The following is an 18,274-nucleotide window of genomic DNA, read 5'->3' as shown; positions in this document are numbered from 1 at the left end:
ATTTGAAGAAAGGTGGGGCATGCTTTAATGCCAGCTATCAGTCTATTGGTCGCAGTTTACAATACGAGTCAATATGTGGAGCAATGTCTTCAATCAATTGCGGATCAAAGCTTTTCTGATATAGAAGTCATTCTTATCAATGATGGATCGACCGACCGCAGCGGAGAATGTCTTGAAGCATTTGCTGAGCGTGATGAGCGTTTCCGGGTGATCCATCAATCCAATCAAGGGTTAGGCGCTGTGAGAAACAGGGGCATCGAGGAAGCGAAAGGGACGTATCTCGCCTTTGTGGATTCAGATGATATTCTCGCTCCTCATTACTGTGAAGCTATGTACGAAAAAGCCGAAATGACCGGGGCAGATCTTGTTGTGAGTGAGTATTGGATTCAATTTGAACAGTCAAAGAGAACGATACCAACGACGCTGTTAGACAAGCGGTCAGCCGAAAAAACGGATTTAATCAAAGCATTATTACACGGAGACTTGACTGGATTCTCATGGAATAAGCTGTATCGGCGTACCTTTATGGAAAAACACCACATTCGATTTCCGCTGCGGGGTGAGCTTGAAAACATTGAAGATCAATATGTGACGCTGCGCTGTTTTTCTTTATCACGCAGCATCGATTTTGTTCATGAGCCCCTTTATTACTATAGGGTTCATCTGTCATCTATTGTACAGCGATATCAGAAGCAGTATTTCCATCATGGACTGACCTTTTATCATGCACAGCACTCGTTTTTAAAAGAGTATGATGACGTCTCTCTGTATGAGAAAGCATTAGACTTTTTTATCGTCAATCATACGCTTCATTGTATGCTCAACGAATGGAAGAGCCAAAATGATCTCTCTATTCAGGAAAAGCTTGGTCACATGCGGGAAATGGTGACACACGATGCTTTCCAGCATGCTGTCAAACAAGTGGAACCATCGAAGCTCACAGCTCGAAAGCGTATGATTTTATTTCTTGCTAAGTGTCGATTGATTTATCCGCTTTCTGCTGCGGCATCAAGCTATCAAAAATGGATCGAATATCAGACAAGGAAATAGGGGTGATGGGATTGACATTGCAGCAATTGAAGGCAAACGCCGCAGAGTGGCTGCTCTTAAAGGTCAAATATCCGCTTGAGTATAGACTGAGCCGCCAAAGGCTGCCAGAGCTGAGTCATCAGAAGAAAATCATTCTCACGCTGCTGCCGGGACATGATAATTTAGGGGATCATGCGATTGCCTATGCGAGTTATTGTTTTTTAAAGAAACACTTTCCAGCCTATGACATCATAGAAGTGGACATGAAAGAGATCTATCGCCTCGCCCGTCCGCTAAAGCGCAGCCGGCATCCAGATGACATCGTCTGTATCATCGGTGGGGGCAATATGGGGGATTTATACCGGTACGAAGAATGGACGAGACAATTTATCATCAAGACCTTCAAGTCCTATCCCATGATTCAGCTGCCTGCCACTGTTCATTTTACAGAAACAAAGAAAGGGAAAAGGGAGGAACGACGCGCCATACACACGTATAAGCAGCACCCAAGACTGCTCCTCATGGCAAGAGATCAAACAACCTATGAATGGATGAAGCAGCATTTTCCTGATCAAAATGTATGGAAACAGCCTGATATGGTGCTGTCATTAGACGAATCGTCAAAGGATGAAACACGTGAAGGGGTTTTGCTTTGTCTACGTGAGGATCAAGAAGCATATCTCACAAAGGAGGAGCGTCAGCAGCTGCAGCAGTATATCCAAGAGACATATGATCAAGTCGGTTTGATCACAACAACAATTGGCAAACGGGTCGATCGAACAACTCGCTTAAATGAATTAACGGCTTTGTGGACGGAGTTTAAACAAGCACAGGTCGTCGTGACAGATCGTCTGCATGGCATGATCTTTTGTGCGATCACTCATACACCGTGTGTTGTCCTGAGATCGTTTGATCATAAGGTGATGGAGGGATTTGAGTGGTTGGCTCACCTTCCGTTTATGACCCTTTTAAAAGAACCAAATGAGACCGCTGTGAAAGAGGCCGTTCATCAGCTGATGAAAACAAGTGGTCAAAAGGGAGAGGAAGCTGGATGAGGGCTCTTAAACGCTGCGTGAAAGCACAATGAATCGAGCGTTTCTTTATAATGCCAGTGCGAACTTAATCACATTTGTCCTGATGATGCTCATGTCTGTTTGTTTAACACCTTATATTGTTCATACGCTTGGAGTGGAAGCATTCGGCTTAATCCATCTAACGCAAAATATGATCAACTATTTATCGGTCATTACCGCTTCGTTAAGTGCGGTTGTTGTGCGTTTTTTTTCTGTGGCGGCTCATAAAGGAGAGATAGAGAAGGCGCAGCGCTATCTCGCTTCCTATTTCGTCAGTTCGTTTTTACTATCTATTAGTCTCTTTTTGCTTTGTCTTTTCATATCTCATCAGCTGGTTGAGTGGCTTCATGTGCCCGTTCATCTCGCAAAAGACACACAGACCGCCTTTATTTTAGGGGGTCTTTTATTTATGCTCAATTTCGTCATGTCTGGCATTGGGGCTGCACCGTTTTATGCGAATAAGCTCTATGTATCAAGTGTTGGACAGGCAATTCAAATGTTTTTGAGAGCACTGATGATTGTCATCCTGTTTACATGGACGACACCAGCCATTTGGCATATTCCACTTGCGGCTGTCATTGGAAGCTTAGCGGCTATGGGAATCGGTATCTATTATTTTAAGAAACTCATCCCTTGGTTTTCATTTAAGTGGCGGCACGTCTCATTATCGTCTAGTCTCACTCTTGTTCGATCAGGGGTCTGGCATTCATTTGAGCAAATGGGGATTTTGTTGTTTTTACAAATTGATTTATTGATGACCAACTTGCTCATTGGAGCTGAAGCGACAGGCAAATATGCGGCGATTTTACAGTTTCCATTATTATTACGCACACTGGCAGGGACACTGGCCGTTGTGTTTGCACCAACGATTACGAAATTTTATTCGAATCAGGACAAAGAGGGGCTCATTCAATATGCTGCAAACGCTATTAAGTGGAGCGGCTTATTTGTTGCGTTCCCAGCCGCACTTTTAGGAGGTCTCGCTGGTCCGCTCATGCTTCTATGGCTCGGGCCTGCTTTTGAGGAGCTAAAATGGCTTCTCATGATTCATGCGGCTTATTTATGTTTGACCTTGATGTTTTTACCGCTCACATATGTGCCAACCGTGTTTAATCGTTTTAAAGTTCCTGCGGTTGTCACCCTTATATTAGGTGTGTCTAATGTGCTTTTTGCCTATGGATTGACTCATATGCTGCAGCTCGGTTTATATGGCATTGCATCAGCGGGGGCAATGGTTTTATTGATTAAAAATATCGTGTTTCTGCCATTTTATACGGCCAGCATCACGAATCAGAAACGCACCATCTTTTACAAGCATACGCTGGTTCCGCTTGTAGGAGCGCTATTTATTTGGGGCGTCTGCGCAGGAATTCAAGCGGTATATAACGTGACTTCATGGTGGGAGCTGTTTTGTATTGGCGGGCTTTGTTTCATTCTCTATATAGGCTACTTGTATCTGTTTGCAGGAACGAAACGAGAGCGGATGCAGCTGATGCGTAAGGTAAAACATGCGGTCTCCCGCTAATATGAAAAGGAGATGCAATGATGAAAAGATTGATAGATGTGATGGTGGCATTGACGCTGCTCATCGCAGGCAGTCTTCTTTTTCTTCTCATCTATGGACTGATTAGATGGAAAATTGGAACGCCTGTGGTGTTTCGGCAGAAGCGGCCTGGTCTGTATGGCAGGCCTTTTATGCTCTATAAATTTCGGACAATGACCGATGAACGCGACGAACATGGGGAGCTACTGCCAGATCATCTGCGATTAACAAAAACCGGCGCCTTGATTCGAAAGCTTAGTCTTGATGAATTGCCGCAGCTTGTCAATGTACTCAAAGGAGAGCTCAGTCTCGTCGGGCCAAGACCGCTTTTGATGGAGTATTTGCCTATGTATACAGAGGAACAAGCAAGGCGTCATCTTGTAAAGCCCGGCATAACAGGTTGGGCACAGGTGAACGGCCGAAACACGCTTTCCTGGGAGGAGAAATTCACCTATGACCTTTGGTATGTCGAGCATCAATCGTTTTGGCTCGATATGAAAATTCTATGGATGACCTTGCTGAAAGTCATGAAAACAGAGGGGGTGCAGCAGCCGGATCATGCCACAGCTGAAAAATTTAAAGGAACCGATATGTAAGAAGCAAACCATTGGTTTAATTGGGGCTGGAGGACATAGCAAAGTCATCCAAGATCTCATTTTTGCACATTCTGATTACTCATTATATGCGGTGTTAGATGATCAATTTGAAGAGGAGGTCACTCAAAGCGGCATTTTGTATGGACCGATCTCCATGAGTGAGCAACTGAGAGAGACAATGCCTCATATGAAATGGTTGATTGCGATTGGACAAAATGAGATCAGACAGCTCATGAAGGAACGTCTCTCATTTGAAGACACAGAATATGCCACACTCATTCACCCAGAGGCGGTCATAAGTCCGTCAGCTGTCATTGGAAAGGGGACTGTCGTGATGGCAAGGACCGTGGTTCAAGCCGATGCAGTCATCGGTGAGCACGCGATAATGAATACAGGGTCTATCGTGGAGCATGACTGCATACTCGAATCGTTTGTGCACCTGTCACCAGGCGCGGTTCTGACTGGCGGTGTTTCCGTGCGAGAGGGTGTCCATATTGGGGCAGGTGCCGTGGTGATACCGGGTACAACGATCGGAAGCTGGACGGTCATTGGCGCTGGCGCGGCAGTAACAAGAGATATACATGATCAGAAGGTCGCTGTAGGAAACCCTGCAATGGAAATCAAAGATCGGAAAGAAGGTGGGAAATGATGAAAGAAAGGAAGCGAATTTACTTATCTCCTCCACATATGAGCGGAAAAGAGTATCTCAAAATAGAGGAAGCCTTCAAAAGCAACTGGATTGCGCCGCTTGGACCGCTTGTGAATGAATTTGAGCAGACAGTGGCGGACTATGCAGGAGTGAAGACAGGAGCTGCTTTATCCTCAGGAACAGCAGCGATTCACCTTGCTTTAAAGCTGATAGGTGTACAAAAAGGAGACATTGTCTTTTGTTCCACCCTCACGTTTGTTGCAACGGCAAATCCGATTTTATATGAACAAGCGGTGCCCGTTTTTATTGATTCTGAAAGGGAGACGTGGAATATGTGCCCGCTCGCTTTAGAGAAAGCCTTTGTTGAATCAAAACGTCTTGGGAAAAAACCTCGCGCGGTCATTGTCGTCCATTTATATGGGCAAAGTGCAAAAATGGACGAGATCATGGCTCTGTGTGAAGCATATGATGTACCCGTCATTGAGGATGCCGCTGAATCGTTAGGTGCGCTGTATAAAGGAAGGAAAAGCGGCTCAATGGGCAGGTTCGGTATCTATTCTTTTAATGGAAATAAAATCATTACAACATCAGGGGGCGGAATGCTTGTGAGTGATGATGAAGCAGCGATTGAACGATGCCGCTTTCTTGCGTCACAGGCAAGAGAACAAGCCATGCACTATGAGCATCAAGAGATGGGATACAACTATCGCATGAGCAACCTCTTAGCAGGTGTCGGGATTGCTCAAATGGAAGTGCTGGACGAACGTGTTGATCAAAAGCGCCGCATTTTCCAGCGTTATCAGGACGCTTTATCAGAAGCGGAGGGTCTTCATTTGATGCCAGAATATCAAGAAACGAAATCCAACCGCTGGCTGACGGCATTGACCATTGAACGTGATACAAAATTGTCTCCAGCAGATATCATTCTTGCTTTAGAAAAAGAACAAATCGAAGCAAGGCATGTATGGAAGCCGCTACACCAGCAGCCGCTCTTTCGTCATTGCCCTTTTTATACTGCGGAAAAAGGGACGCCTGTATCCGAGCTGTTATTTGAGAGGGGGCTTTGTCTCCCGTCTGGAACGAGCATGACAGATGCAGAACAGGAGCGTATCATCCATATACTTCATGACATGCTGCGAGAAAAAACATTTACCTCTTCACAGGCTGCTCATTCGTAAGCAGCCTGCCTCTCTTTCTATCAAATTTCTCAATTTATGGATTAACTAGGAACGATCGTTGTCATTTCGTTTCAAATATGATATTGACAAGGGCTCTCTTCCTCCTTAAAATGAAAATGATTATCAGCATCAATTAGGAGGAACAACTTATGACTATTTGGAATAATTTTCCGAAAATTAAAATAAATACTGTGTTACCCTTCCTGCTTATTCTCTTTTTATTAGTAGGATGCTCTCAAACAAGCAATGGAGCGGATGGAAATAAGGATCACCCTGACATGATCACAATGGCTTGGCCAAGAGATGTTGGTGAAATGAATCCACACGTATACAACCCATCACAATTGTTTGCACAATCAATGATTTATGAGCCGTTGGTGAGCTATCAAAAGAATGGAAAGCTGAAACCAGAATTAGCGAAATCATGGGATGTTTCAAAGGATGGCAAGGTGTATACGTTCCATTTAAGAGACGGAGTAACATTCTCAGATGGCTCTGAATTTAATGCGGATATTGTTAAAAAGAACTTTGATACGATTTTAAAAAATAAAGATTTACATAGCTGGTTAGGTGTCATTAAGAAAATCAAAAAGACAGAAGCCGTTGATAAAAAGACATTTAAACTCACATTAACAGCACCATATTATCCAACTGTGCAAGAATTAGCCGTTGTTCGTCCAGTTCGTTTCTTAGGTGAAGCAGGCTTCCCTAAAAACGGAGATACGTCAAAAGGAATTGAAAAACCAGTGGGGACAGGCCCTTGGGTTTTAAAAACATATAAAAAAGATGACTATGCCATTTTCGAACGAAACGATCATTATTGGGGAGAAAAACCAAAGGTAAAAGAAATCAAGGTAAAGGTCATCCCAGATGCGGAAACGAGAGTCATGGCATTTGAAAAAGGAGATGTGGATCTACTTTACGGAGAAGGAACCATTAGCCTTGATTCTTACAAACAGCTAGAGGCAAGCGGCAAGTATGAAACGAAAATGTCAGAGCCTGTTGCAACGAGACAGCTTGTCATGAACACAAAAGTGGATCAGCTGTCAGATGAGAAAGTGCGTCACGCCCTTCAATATGCGTTCAATAAAAAATCAATGGTAGAAGGGGTCACCTCTGGTTTAGAGGATGAAGCAGATCACATCCTGCCGACAAACATGCCGTATACGTCAAACATTCAAGTGAAGTCTTTCAAATATGATGTGGACAAAGCCAAAGCATTGCTGGATGAAGCGGGCTGGACACTTCCAAAAGGAAAATCCGTTCGAGAAAAAGATGGGAAAAAGCTTGAGTTCAGCATGATGTATGACTCGGCAGAATCGATTCAAAAAGCAATGGCTGAGACGCTGCAAGCAGAATGGGCAGCCGTTGGTGTTGGTGTCAAACTTGAGGGTGTGGATTTGGCTACACAGGTTCAGCGGTTTAAAGCCAATAAGTTTGATATGAACTTCTTTAGTAATTACGGAGCGCCGTATGATCCGCATACATTTATGAACGTTCTCTCATCAGATGGTTTTGGATTCAAAGAAGCCATCTCAGCCTACTCAAATAAGGAAAAGCTGATCAAAGAAATGACGGAAATTCCATCAACAACAAATGAAAAGAAACGTAAAGCACTGTATTCGTCCGTCTTATCCTCTTTACAGGATCAAGGGGCAATTGTGCCAATCTCTTATTTTAAAAAGACAGCCGTTTATCAAAAAGCTGTGAAGGACTTTGAATTCCCTGCGAATCGTGATGAACATCCTTTCACAGGCATTAAGCTGAAGTAACAGAAGGAAGGTAAGGAAATGGGCCGCTATATCGTCAAACGAGTGCTATCAATTATTCCTGTATTTTTATTAGCCACACTGCTCACAACTGGTATGATTCACCTTTCGCCAGTTGACCCGGCTGAGGCATATTTAGCAGCGGCTCATATCCAGCCTACGGATGAAATATTAGCGCAAAAACGAAGTGAATTCGGCTTAGATGAGCCATTTTATATGCAGTATCTTCGTACCATTGAAAAAGTCATTCACCTTGATTTCGGCCGGTCGTATATGTCGAATCAGCCTGTCGTTGATGACGTGATTTATCGAATACCGGCGACGATTCAATTGGCACTTACCAGTCTACTGATCGCTATTTGTGTCAGCATTCCACTCGGCTTTTTCAGCGGCATGAGGAAAAATGGTGCCGTTGATCATGTGAGCCGGCTTATTTCTTTCTTAGGAGCATCTATCCCGACGTTTGTCTTGGGGTATTTGCTCATCTTCTTTTTTTCAGTGAAGCTTGACCTCTTACCAGTTGAAGGGATTGGCACATGGGAGCATCTCATTCTGCCGTCCATCACACTGGCAGTCCCTTTAATTGCTACGTATACAAGGCTGTTACGGTCAAGTGTGAGTGAGGCGCTTCAAGAGCCTTTCGTTCAATATGCGAGAATCAGAGGATTGAAGGAACAATCGATCATGTTCAAGCATGTGTTCAGAATTGCGATATCGCCGATGCTGACCGGACTTGGGGTGAACCTCGGCAAGCTGTTAACCGGAACCATTATTGTAGAGGCCGTTTTCTCATGGCCAGGGTTTGGCCGCTTTTTTATTGAATCGATCTTTAACCGGGATCTGCCAGTCATTCAATTTTATGTCCTCATGTCAGCCTGTATTTTTATCTTGAGCAGCTTGATCGTTGACTTATTCCAGCTGATTATTGACCCCCGTATTTCTAGAAAGGAAGGCCGCCAGCAATGATGACAAAAGTAAAACATCTCTTCTCTCATCAAAAGATGATCTCGATCTGCGCCCTGCTGCTCGGTCTCCTGCTGATTGTGACAATATGTGCACCATGGATCGCTCCACATGATCCGGCAGCTGTCAATCTAGCGATGAAGCTAAAGGGGTCTTCGTGGGAGTATCCTCTTGGAACAGATCAATTAGGGCGGTGCAATTTATCTCGTATTTTATATGGTGCACGTGTTTCGCTCGGCTGTGCGTTATTAATCTTTCTTTCTTCGTTATTCATTGGTTTAATTGTCGGCCTGTTTTCAGGATACAAAGGCGGCTGGATTGATCATGTTTTGATGAGAATCTGTGACGGTGTCATGGCATTTCCAAACCTAGTGCTGATCCTTGGATTAGTCGGCATCTTCGGTCCGGGACTTTCTCAAGTCGTACTAGCCTTGATGCTTGTGCAATGGGTGTATTATGCCCGCGTCTTCCGAGGAATGGTGCTCAGTTTAAAAGAACAGAACTTTATTGCAGCTGCAAAAATCAGTGGGACCTCGCACTGGAACATCATGAGAAAGCATATGATTCCCAATGTCCTGCCGCCATTAGCAGTCATTGGAACACTCGAAATGGGCTGGGCGATTATGGACATTTCTGCGATGTCTTTCCTCGGATTAGGGGTACAGCCTCCTATGCCTGAATGGGGAGCAATGATTCATGAAGGGAAGTCGTATATTCAAACGAATCCTCAGTTGATGCTGTACCCAGGTCTTGTGATCATGACTGTGGTGATTCTGTTTAATTTACTAGGAGAAGCCCTTTCAGAGAAATATGGCATCAAACGCCGTGTGTAAAGGAATGATCAATGTGCAAGAGTCCATTTTACAAATAGAGAACCTGCATGTGCATACGAAAACACCTCAAGGGACAACCCCTCTTATTCAAGAAGTATCGTTTGAAGTAGGGCGCGGTCAAATCCTTGGATTAATTGGTGAGAGCGGCTGCGGGAAAACAGTGACAAGTATGTCGATCTTACGTATGCTTGATCGAAAAACAACTGAAGTCACTGGCAGTATCACATTACAGGGACGAGAATTGATCGGTATAAGTGAAAAGGATATGCGGTCCATTCGCGGCAAAGACATCTCGTATATTATGCAAAATCCCATGAACAGTTTTACGCCGGTATGGACAATTGGACATCAGCTGGTTGAAACCATCCGCCGGCATACTTCTGTCAGTAAAAGGCAGGCACAAGCACAGGCAATGGATGCGTTAGCGCAAATGAACCTGCCTCAGCCAGACCAGCTGTTCAACAAGTATCCCTTTGAATTAAGCGGAGGGATGCTGCAGCGTATCATGATCGCCATGGCTGCCTGTATGCACCCGCCTCTCATCATTGCTGATGAGCCGACAACTGCTTTAGATGTACACAATCAGAAACGGGTGCTTCAGCATCTGAACCAAATTCGTCATGACTATGGAACGGCCATTTTACTCATTACCCACGATCTTGGTGTCATTGCTGAAATGGCAGATCAAGTTGTCGTCATGAAACAAGGAGAAATTGTTGAAAAGGCAGGAGTTCTTGAACTTTTTGAACAACCAAAGCATGATTATACAAAAAAACTATTAGCAGCTCGTCCATCCATCCCAGCTGTTTGCCCGATTTGAGGTGAGAAGGCCCTTGCATTTATTAGAAGTAAAAGCAGTCAGTCATGCATACAACAGCCGGTCGTTTCTAATGAGAAAAAAAGGCGCAGCCCCCGTCCTGAAAAGCGTCAATTTGAATATTGAAGAAGGCACCTGTCTTGGGCTGCTGGGACAAAGCGGCGCAGGGAAAAGTACACTTGGCCGTATCATACTTGGTTTAGAGAAACCAAGAGCTGGACAGGTACTTTTTGAAGGTCAGGATGTCTATCGTGCAGATCAGAAAACATGTAAGCATTTTCGCCGGCATGTGCAAGCAGTGTTTCAGGATTCCTATTCCGCGGTAAATCCAAGATGGACAGTTGAACAAATTTTATCTGAACCGCTTGAAAACTATGAAACCATGAGCCGAAAGGAACGTAAAAATGTATTGATTCACTGGCTGGAAAGAGTCGGGCTCGCTGAAAAGGATTTGTCTAAATATCCGCACCAATTCAGCGGCGGCCAGCTGCAAAGGATCAACATCGCTAGAGCTTTATTGCTCCAGCCAAAGCTCATTGTACTTGATGAATCTGTCAGCAGCTTAGACATGGTTACACAGGCTGTCATTTTAGATTTATTAGTAGAATTAAAGAAGGAGCTGGGTGTGGCTTACTTATTTATTACACATGATATGACAGCAGCCTATCACTTAAGTGATCAATTGGCGATTCTTGATCAAGGAGAGCTTGTGGCCCAATTTCAATCAAAAGAAGAATTCTTTTCATCAGAAGAGGAAGCGGTGCGAAAAATGAGAGATGCAATGCTCGCAGACCATCCTTTGTCACGAACGATTGGCAGACCGGTTCGGTAAAGGTTTATTAACAACGTCTCTTTGAGAAGAGGCTCAGCGTGTAGACAAACCCTCGCATTCTTTGTCAGTTCTGCGCTCCGGTGCTCACGAATGTCAAATTCGCTCTGCTCCGGTGCTCGTCCTTCCTAGACTGCAAAGGTTTTCTATCACGCTGAAAGGAAGACAAAGGGCTAAAATAAAGATCATTTTAGCCCTTTGCAGGCAATTTGCGCCTCTTTGAGAAGAGGCTATTTTTCATGAAAGGCAGGTGGCATCGTGAACCATCGAGCGTATTTAGCTTTGGCCATTCCTTTAACAATTTCAACGATGACCACTCCATTACTTGGAGCTGTTGATACAGCGGTTGTCGGTCAGCTCGCAAATCCCGCTTATATTGGAGGCGTTGCGGTCGGCAGTCTCATTTTCAGTACATTATATTGGCTGTTTGGTTTTTTACGGGTAAGTACATCTGCTTTTGCCGCCCAGGCAAACGGAGCGCAGAATGAGGAGCAGGGCATTCTTGCTTTTCTAAGACCTTTTTTCGTCGCCATCATCGTCGGACTTTGTTTTATTGCCCTGCAATGGCCGATTATTCAATCTGCTTTTCTAGTGATCTCTCCTGATGCTGATGTCCGTCAATTTGCCGCAGACTATTTTCATATTCGCATTTGGGGAGCGCCATTTACTTTAATGAATTATGTCATATTGGGCTGGCTCATGGGGATGGCAAAAATGAAAGAAGCCCTTTCTTTACAAATCTTGATCAATGTCATGAATATGGCTCTTGCATTTCTGCTAGTTCATGTGTTTTCGTTTGCGGTCAAAGGAGTTGCGGCAGCGACTTTGATATCTGAACTAACCGCTTTTGTGTTAGGGGCATGGATCATCATGAAGCATTCGTCAAACGGATTCCAGATGCCTTCCATTAAGAAAATCATGGATACACAGGCAGTGCAGAAAATGTTTCATGTGAATAAAGATTTGTTTATCCGCACGATCTGTTTGCTAGTGGTCATCAACATGTTTACAGCAAAAGGTGCTTCTTTTGGTACAGAGCTACTGGCAGCCAATGCCATCTTATTTCAAATTCACTACATCATGGCTTATTTGTTCGATGGTTTTGCCAATGCGTCCAGCATCCTTGTTGGGCGGTCAGTTGGTGCAAATGACCGTTCTCTTTATGAAAAAACTTTAACCCTTTCAAGGCAGTGGGCACTTGTTATGGCATGTGTCATTGCGGCGGTTTATTTTCTATTAAAAGAACCGATATTGAGCTTGTTTACAAGTCTCCCTCAGCTGCTTGACGTGACATTACGCTATGCAGACTGGCTTGTTCTTTATCCGTTTGCGGCTTGTTTCGGTTTGGTCATTTACGGCGTATTTACAGGTGCGACAGAAATTGTCCCTGTTAGAAATTCGATGCTGTTTGCAATGATTTTGTTTATCGTAGTTCAAACCGCGGTCACGCCCATTTGGCATAATCATGGTCTATGGTTTGCCTTTATCATCTATACTGTAGGGCGGTCAGGTTTTTTGATGATGTATAAATCGCGGCTGGATCAGAAGCTTTTCGCATATGATAAACACCCTTTGCCATCTTGACAAAGGGTGTTCTTTTCGTTCATTCGCTTTCTTTTTTCACCTTTTGATAGGCTTCATCAAGATGCTGAATTCGCTTCAATACAACCGCATTTTTGGTCAGCTGGTCTTGAACAAGCGTCGACACTACTGAGCGGTAATAGGCATTCATCGCATGAACTTTGTCTTCATTTTGGTTCATGGCGATGTGCTGTTTCAAGTTGTCGACAAAGTATGGAACGGAAAAAAGTTCAGACATAGAAATCACTCCTATTTCGTATATACGGTCCGTCAATCTTCATGTAAAATGATGAGAGGGAGGGGAGACAATGAGCCTTAAACTGCAACAAGAACAGGTATTAAAGCAGGTGCTCACACAAGAACTCAGGCAGGCCATTACGCTGCTGCAGCTGAATTGCGCAGAGCTCGGCGAGTATCTTGACCAGTTAGCGCTTGAGAACCCTCTGATTGAGCGGAAAGACACGGACAACTATCAACCAGTTTATCATAAAAAATCACAAGAACGAATGACAGAGCCGTATCGAACGCATCAAAAAGAAAGCCTGCAAATGTTTTTAAAAAAACAGGCGATTGATTTGAATTTAAGTGAAAAGAATCAAAGAATCTTTCGTTTTATGATTGAGTCCATTGATTCCAATGGCTACCTAAATGAACCGATTGACGCTATGGCAGCTGTCTTAGAAGTGCCACCTGAAGAAGTAGAAGCCGTCCTTCATCAGCTGCAATCGCTAGAGCCTGCCGGGATTGGCGCAAGATCATTACAGGAATGCATCCTTCTTCAGCTGAGAAGAAAAAAGGATCGCTGGTATGAAGCCGAGCGGATCATCGAAGAGCATTTCTTTCTTTTTGCCAGAAAGGCTTGGAAGGAAATTGCGGCGAAAACAGGTGTTTCAATGAAAACACTCCAAGCCGTACAAGATGAAGTGTCTCAGCTTGAACCAAGACCAGGCCTTCATTTCTCATTTGATGAAGAGCATGTGTATATCGAGCCTGATGTGACGATTACTGTGGTGCAGGATCACATTACATTTGAGCTGAATCAGCGCGCTTTTCCAGACGTTGAAATGAATGAAGGCTACTTCGCCATGATTCAAGAACAAAAGAGGCACGAAGCATACACGTATTTAAAGGAAAAAGAGCAGCAGTACAATTGGCTTGCCCAAGCGCTGAAGCAAAGAAAGCAAACGATGACTCATGTCGTTCGTGAGATTATCTCACATCAGACGGATTTTTTCCTAACAGGGAAACATAAAATGAAACCGCTTACCATGAAACGGATCGCAGATATACTGCAAGTCCATGAGTCCACAGTGAGCCGTACTGTAAAAGGGAAAATGGTGCAAACCCCTTATGGTCTCATGGAAATGAAACAATTTTTCCAAGCAAAATTAGAAGGGCATTCGCTAGAAGAGGCGTCCAGCTACACAGTCAAAACGCACATTGCAGAGCTCATTCAAACGGAAAATAAGAAAAAACCGTATTCAGATCAGCAAATCATGACGCTGCTTCAGCAAACCTTTGGCATCCGCGTGTCGCGCAGAACCATTGCAAAATATCGCGAACAAATGAATCTTCCAGCCTCAACGCTGAGGAAGCGCTACGATTAAAAAGAAGTACTTGCCAGAACATGGCACGTGCTTCTTTTTTGTTGGAAGCAAGGCAGCCGAAGATTTCTTGAAAATTAAAGAGGGGAGACGTGTGATCGGAAATTTTGGGGTAAAGTATAAGATAGGGCATGAGCCGATAGGGATAGACAACAGTGATGAGGTGAGACCAATTGAAATATAAACAAATCAAAACAAAAAAAATATATGAAGAAATTGCGGATGCATTAATTGAATCCATTCGTACAGGTGAGCTTCTTCCAGGGGAAAAATTAGATTCGGTTCAAGCGCTTTCAGAAAGCTTTCAAGTCAGCCGTTCCGCTGTAAGAGAGGCACTGTCTGCTCTTAAAGCGATCGGATTAATAGATATGAAGCAAGGGGAAGGCACGTATGTGAAGCAGTTCGATCCTGAGCAGCTCACATTTAGTCTGTCTCCTGCATTTTTGATGAAGCAGCATGATATCACGCAGCTCCTTGAATTAAGAACCATTATTGAGACGGGTGCTGTCAAAAAGGCAGCGCTTTTGCGAACGGACGATGACCTTCATCAGCTGCGTGAGGCACTCGAACAAATGAAACTCGCAGAAGCGAATAAAGAAATTGGTGAAGAGGCAGACCTCTCCTTCCATCTCGCTTTAGCCAAAGCCTCAAAGAATGATTTATTAAAGGCGTTAATGAATCAGGTCTCCACCTTGCTGGTAGAAACAATGCGGGAAACGAGAAAAGTCGTCTTGTTTTCAAGGAAAGCCTCCATTCGGCAGCTTTACAAAGAACATGAACACATTTACAAAGCTGTTATGGCAAGACAGCCGGAAGAAGCAGAAAGAGCGATGCTCACGCATTTAAAAAATGTAGAAAAACTGCTGAGTGATGTGAGTCAAGAACCGGCAGGACAGTCAGAACCACAGTAAGCTGTGCCGAATGAGGGCACAGCTCTATTATGAACGAGAAATATGCAGTTTCTTCATGCGATATTGCAGACTTTGCCTGCTCATGCCCAATATCTTTGCAGTCTGTGAAATATTATCGTCCATTTTTTCTAAGTAATGGACGATGTATTGTTTTTCGAATCGTTCCATTTGGGTTTGAAAATCAGTCGTATGTTCTGGGCTTGTATAAATAAACGTGTCAGCTGCTGCGGTATGCTGCAAAGGATTCGTCTGTAATTGCGCTGCAGGACGACCTTCCCCGTGCTTAAATCTAAAATGATATGGAAGGTGATGCATGCATAAGTAATCCTCATCCATCATCATATTCATCCCCGCTTCAATCACATGCTCCAGTTCCCGTACATTCCCCGGCCAATCATACGCTTGAAAAAGGGCTAGTACCTCTTCGTCAGCCGCCTTCACCTCCATTTGAAACAGCTCATTATATTTTTGAATAAAATGACTGACAAACGTAGGAATATCTTCTTTTCGCTCAGAAAGCGGCGGAATAAATAAGGTGACAATACCTAGCCGATAAAATAAATCCTTGCGCATGCGTCCGCCTGCGATAGCATCCACAGGGTCCTCATTCATATTGGCAATGACTCTTACATCAACAGCGATTTCTTTTGTGCTGCCTAACCTTCTCACCCGCTTCTCCTGTAATACGCGCAGCAGTTTTGCTTGAAGACCAGGATTTAATGAGTTGATCTCATCAAGCAGAAGTGTACCACCCTGCGCCTGTTCAAATAAACCGGGCTGATCAGTTGCGCCGGTAAAAGCCCCTTTTTGTGTACCAAAGAGCAGACTTTCAATGAGATTATCAGGCAGTGCCGCGCAATTCTGGGTAATAAATGGTTCAGATGACCGGCTGCTGCCGTTATGAATGCTTTGAGCAAATAGTTCTTTTCCTGTCCCTGTTTCTCCTACAATGAGCACATAGGAAGAGGTACGTGTCGCTCGTTTTGCATGCTCAATCACCTCTAAAAACGCAGGGCTTTGTCCAATAATGGAATCAAAGGTAAAGCGTGTGCTTCCTTTTTTCTTCATATTGTGGTGAATCAGCCGTTCCAGCTTGGTCACATCATTCGAAATTTCAACCGCTCCTTGGATGAGACCATCTCGAACGAGCGGGTATGTATGATTAATCGTTGTGATTTCTTTTCCATTGTAATTATGATACGTCTGCTTTGCATGAACGGTTTGTTTCCCAGTTCGCAGCGCTTGGACAAGCGTACTGTGCATTTCGTCTTGGAAGACGAAGAGGTCTAATACATTTTTATGGAGAACATCAGAGCGTTTCAAAGACTCAATTTCCATCATTTTTTTATTATAAACAACAGTATTGCCATTCTCGTCAATTGCATGAACCCCGACATCTATTAAATCGAGCATTTGCTTATACAGATCAATCTCATTTGCCAGCTTTGCAGTATACGAATCTTCTTTCATTGCGCCACCTCCAGACGTTACCTCTATTTTACATGAAAAATTTTGCGGTTTCCTCTAAAAAAATTTGCAGGTGCAAATATATTTTGCATGAATAGCCTGTACAATCAGCGCCATGATGCAGGCAGAAAGTTGGCACGATCCTTGCATATCATATGTGTGTAGATGAACTAATTTGAAAAAGGCTAGCTTATAGAAGGAGGAATAGACGATGACACAGACAAATGAATTGATTCAACAAACGGAACAATACGGTGCGGCAAACTATCATCCGCTGCCAATTGTGATTTCAGAGGCTGAAGGAGTTTGGGTGACAGACCCTGAAGGCAATCGATATATGGATATGCTGAGTGCGTATTCCGCAGTGAACCAAGGCCATCGCCATCCCCGCATTATTGAGGCGCTCAAAAAACAGGCAGACCGTGTGACACTGACCTCAAGAGCTTTTCACAATGATCAGCTTGGACCATGGTATGAGAAAATTTGTCAACTGACGAATAAAGAGATGGCACTCCCGATGAATACTGGAGCTGAGGCTGTAGAAACAGCTGTAAAAGCAGCACGACGCTGGGGCTATGACGTCAAGGGAATCGAAGACAATCGCGCAGAAATCATTGCGTGCGTCGGAAATTTCCATGGCAGAACGATGACGGCTGTTTCCCTTTCTTCTGAAGCAGAATATCAAAGAGGTTTCGGTCCAATGCTTCCAGGCATCAAACTGATTCCTTACGGAGATATTGAAGCGTTACGTGAAGCCATTACACCACAAACAGCGGCTTTTCTGGTCGAGCCTATTCAAGGAGAAGCGGGAATTGTCATGCCGCCAGAAGGCTTCTTGAAGGAAGCGAAAGCGCTTTGTGAAAAGGAACATGTGCTGTTCATTGCAGATGAAATTCAGGTCGGATTAGCGCGAACAGGCAAGATGTTTGCATGTGACTGGGAAGATATTGAACCAGATATGCTGATTCTTGGGAAAGCTTTAGGCGGCGGTGTATTCCCAATCTCGTGTGTGGTAGCAAACCGCGATATATTAGGTGTGTTTAACCCTGGATCTCACGGCTCTACCTTCGGCGGCAATCCTCTTGCGTGTGCGGTGTCGCTGGCTGCACTAGATGTCTTAATCGACGAAAAACTTGCAGCGCGTTCTATGGAGCTTGGCGAATACTTAAAAGACAAACTCACGCGCATTCAAAGTCCTGTTATCAAGGAAGTGCGCGGCCGCGGATTATTTATCGGCATGGAGCTGACAGAGGCTGCGAGACCTTATTGCGAGAAGCTGAAACAAGCAGGACTGTTATGTAAGGAAACCCATGAGACCGTCATCCGCTTTGCACCGCCGCTCACGATATCTAAAGAAGATTTAGACTGGGCGATTGGTCATATTGAAGCATTATTTCAAGCATAAATGTCAAAGGGGGAGAAGCCTTCACTT

17 protein-coding genes are annotated in these 18,274 nt (G+C 44.1%); 15 read left to right on the top strand and 2 right to left on the bottom strand.

The window, feature by feature from the left end; genetic code table 11:
- The first annotated feature begins 27 nt into the window (after positions 1–27).
- The 12 genes from ACP69X_RS01685 (at position 28) to ACP69X_RS01630 (ending at position 12,863) form a co-directional block, all read left to right on the top strand.
- Positions 28–1,050 (top strand): glycosyltransferase family 2 protein, encoded by a 1,023-nt coding sequence (locus tag ACP69X_RS01685; protein ID WP_041088184.1) that lies wholly within the window; start codon positions 28–30, stop codon positions 1,048–1,050.
- An 11-nt stretch (positions 1,051–1,061) separates the two neighbouring features.
- Positions 1,062–2,084: a polysaccharide pyruvyl transferase family protein gene (locus tag ACP69X_RS01680; protein WP_041088643.1), complete on the top strand. Its 1,023-nt coding sequence runs from the start codon at positions 1,062–1,064 to the stop codon at positions 2,082–2,084.
- 28 nt (positions 2,085–2,112) lie between these two features.
- The gene (locus ACP69X_RS01675) at positions 2,113–3,627 is read left to right on the top strand and encodes an MATE family efflux transporter (protein WP_073978964.1); all 1,515 of its coding nucleotides are present in this window, start codon (positions 2,113–2,115) and stop codon (positions 3,625–3,627) included.
- A gap of 20 nt (positions 3,628–3,647) precedes the next feature.
- Positions 3,648–4,241, top strand: coding sequence for a sugar transferase (locus tag ACP69X_RS01670; protein ID WP_041088644.1), 594 nt, complete (start codon positions 3,648–3,650; stop codon positions 4,239–4,241).
- Positions 4,204–4,890, top strand: a complete 687-nt coding sequence (locus tag ACP69X_RS01665) for an acetyltransferase (RefSeq protein ID WP_426052358.1) — start codon at positions 4,204–4,206, stop codon at positions 4,888–4,890. Before ACP69X_RS01670 ends, ACP69X_RS01665 begins: the two co-directional genes overlap by 38 nt.
- On the top strand, positions 4,890–6,068 hold the full coding sequence (locus ACP69X_RS01660; protein WP_041088190.1) for a DegT/DnrJ/EryC1/StrS family aminotransferase: 1,179 nt from the start codon (positions 4,890–4,892) through the stop codon (positions 6,066–6,068). The genes ACP69X_RS01665 and ACP69X_RS01660 overlap by 1 nt, the downstream gene beginning before the upstream one ends.
- Before the next feature lie 149 nt (positions 6,069–6,217).
- Positions 6,218–7,840 carry a nickel ABC transporter substrate-binding protein gene (gene nikA / locus ACP69X_RS01655; RefSeq protein WP_426052357.1) on the top strand — a complete coding sequence of 541 codons (1,623 nt, stop codon included), beginning with the start codon at positions 6,218–6,220 and terminating at the stop codon, positions 7,838–7,840.
- Positions 7,841–7,858: 18 nt separating this feature from the next.
- Complete coding sequence (gene nikB / locus ACP69X_RS01650; protein WP_041088194.1) at positions 7,859–8,803, top strand: nickel ABC transporter permease subunit NikB; 945 nt, start codon at positions 7,859–7,861, stop codon at positions 8,801–8,803.
- A complete protein-coding gene (gene nikC, locus ACP69X_RS01645) occupies positions 8,800–9,633 on the top strand; it encodes a nickel ABC transporter permease subunit NikC (protein WP_039181542.1) in 834 nt (277 codons plus the stop codon). Before nikB ends, nikC begins: the two co-directional genes overlap by 4 nt.
- A 4-nt stretch (positions 9,634–9,637) precedes the next feature.
- A complete protein-coding gene (gene nikD / locus ACP69X_RS01640; RefSeq protein WP_175297119.1) occupies positions 9,638–10,453 on the top strand; it encodes a nickel import ATP-binding protein NikD in 816 nt (271 codons plus the stop codon).
- Between the two features lie 13 nt (positions 10,454–10,466).
- Complete coding sequence (gene nikE, locus ACP69X_RS01635) at positions 10,467–11,282, top strand: nickel import ATP-binding protein NikE (protein ID WP_041088196.1); 816 nt, start codon at positions 10,467–10,469, stop codon at positions 11,280–11,282.
- Between the two features lie 255 nt (positions 11,283–11,537).
- On the top strand, positions 11,538–12,863 hold the full coding sequence (locus tag ACP69X_RS01630) for an MATE family efflux transporter (protein WP_041088198.1): 1,326 nt from the start codon (positions 11,538–11,540) through the stop codon (positions 12,861–12,863).
- 19 nt (positions 12,864–12,882) lie between these two features.
- Here ACP69X_RS01630 and yvfG read toward each other — a convergent pair whose 3' ends face one another.
- Positions 12,883–13,098, bottom strand: a complete 216-nt coding sequence (gene yvfG / locus ACP69X_RS01625; protein ID WP_024423509.1) for a protein YvfG — start codon at positions 13,096–13,098, stop codon at positions 12,883–12,885.
- A gap of 70 nt (positions 13,099–13,168) precedes the next feature.
- Here yvfG and rpoN point away from each other — a divergent pair, with 70 nt between their 5' ends.
- Positions 13,169–14,467, top strand: a complete 1,299-nt coding sequence (gene rpoN, locus ACP69X_RS01620; protein WP_041088200.1) for an RNA polymerase factor sigma-54 — start codon at positions 13,169–13,171, stop codon at positions 14,465–14,467.
- 170 nt (positions 14,468–14,637) lie between these two features.
- Positions 14,638–15,375, top strand: coding sequence for a FadR/GntR family transcriptional regulator (locus tag ACP69X_RS01615; protein WP_269102546.1), 738 nt, complete (start codon positions 14,638–14,640; stop codon positions 15,373–15,375).
- A gap of 27 nt (positions 15,376–15,402) precedes the next feature.
- Here the strand turns inward: ACP69X_RS01615 and ACP69X_RS01610 are convergent, their stop codons facing one another.
- Positions 15,403–16,845, bottom strand: coding sequence for a sigma-54 interaction domain-containing protein (locus tag ACP69X_RS01610; RefSeq protein ID WP_073978999.1), 1,443 nt, complete (start codon positions 16,843–16,845; stop codon positions 15,403–15,405).
- Between the two features lie 208 nt (positions 16,846–17,053).
- Here ACP69X_RS01610 and ACP69X_RS01605 point away from each other — a divergent pair, with 208 nt between their 5' ends.
- Positions 17,054–18,247 carry an ornithine--oxo-acid transaminase gene (locus ACP69X_RS01605; RefSeq protein WP_041088206.1) on the top strand — a complete coding sequence of 398 codons (1,194 nt, stop codon included), beginning with the start codon at positions 17,054–17,056 and terminating at the stop codon, positions 18,245–18,247.
- The last annotated feature ends 27 nt before the right edge of the window (positions 18,248–18,274 follow it).

It is taken from the genome of Bacillus sp. DC4300-2b2 (assembly GCF_049895685.1).
Taxonomy (GTDB): Bacteria; Bacillota; Bacilli; order Bacillales; family Bacillaceae; genus Bacillus; species Bacillus safensis.
Note: the sequence above shows the minus strand (reverse complement) of the source record. Positions and strands in the feature narration are given on the sequence as shown.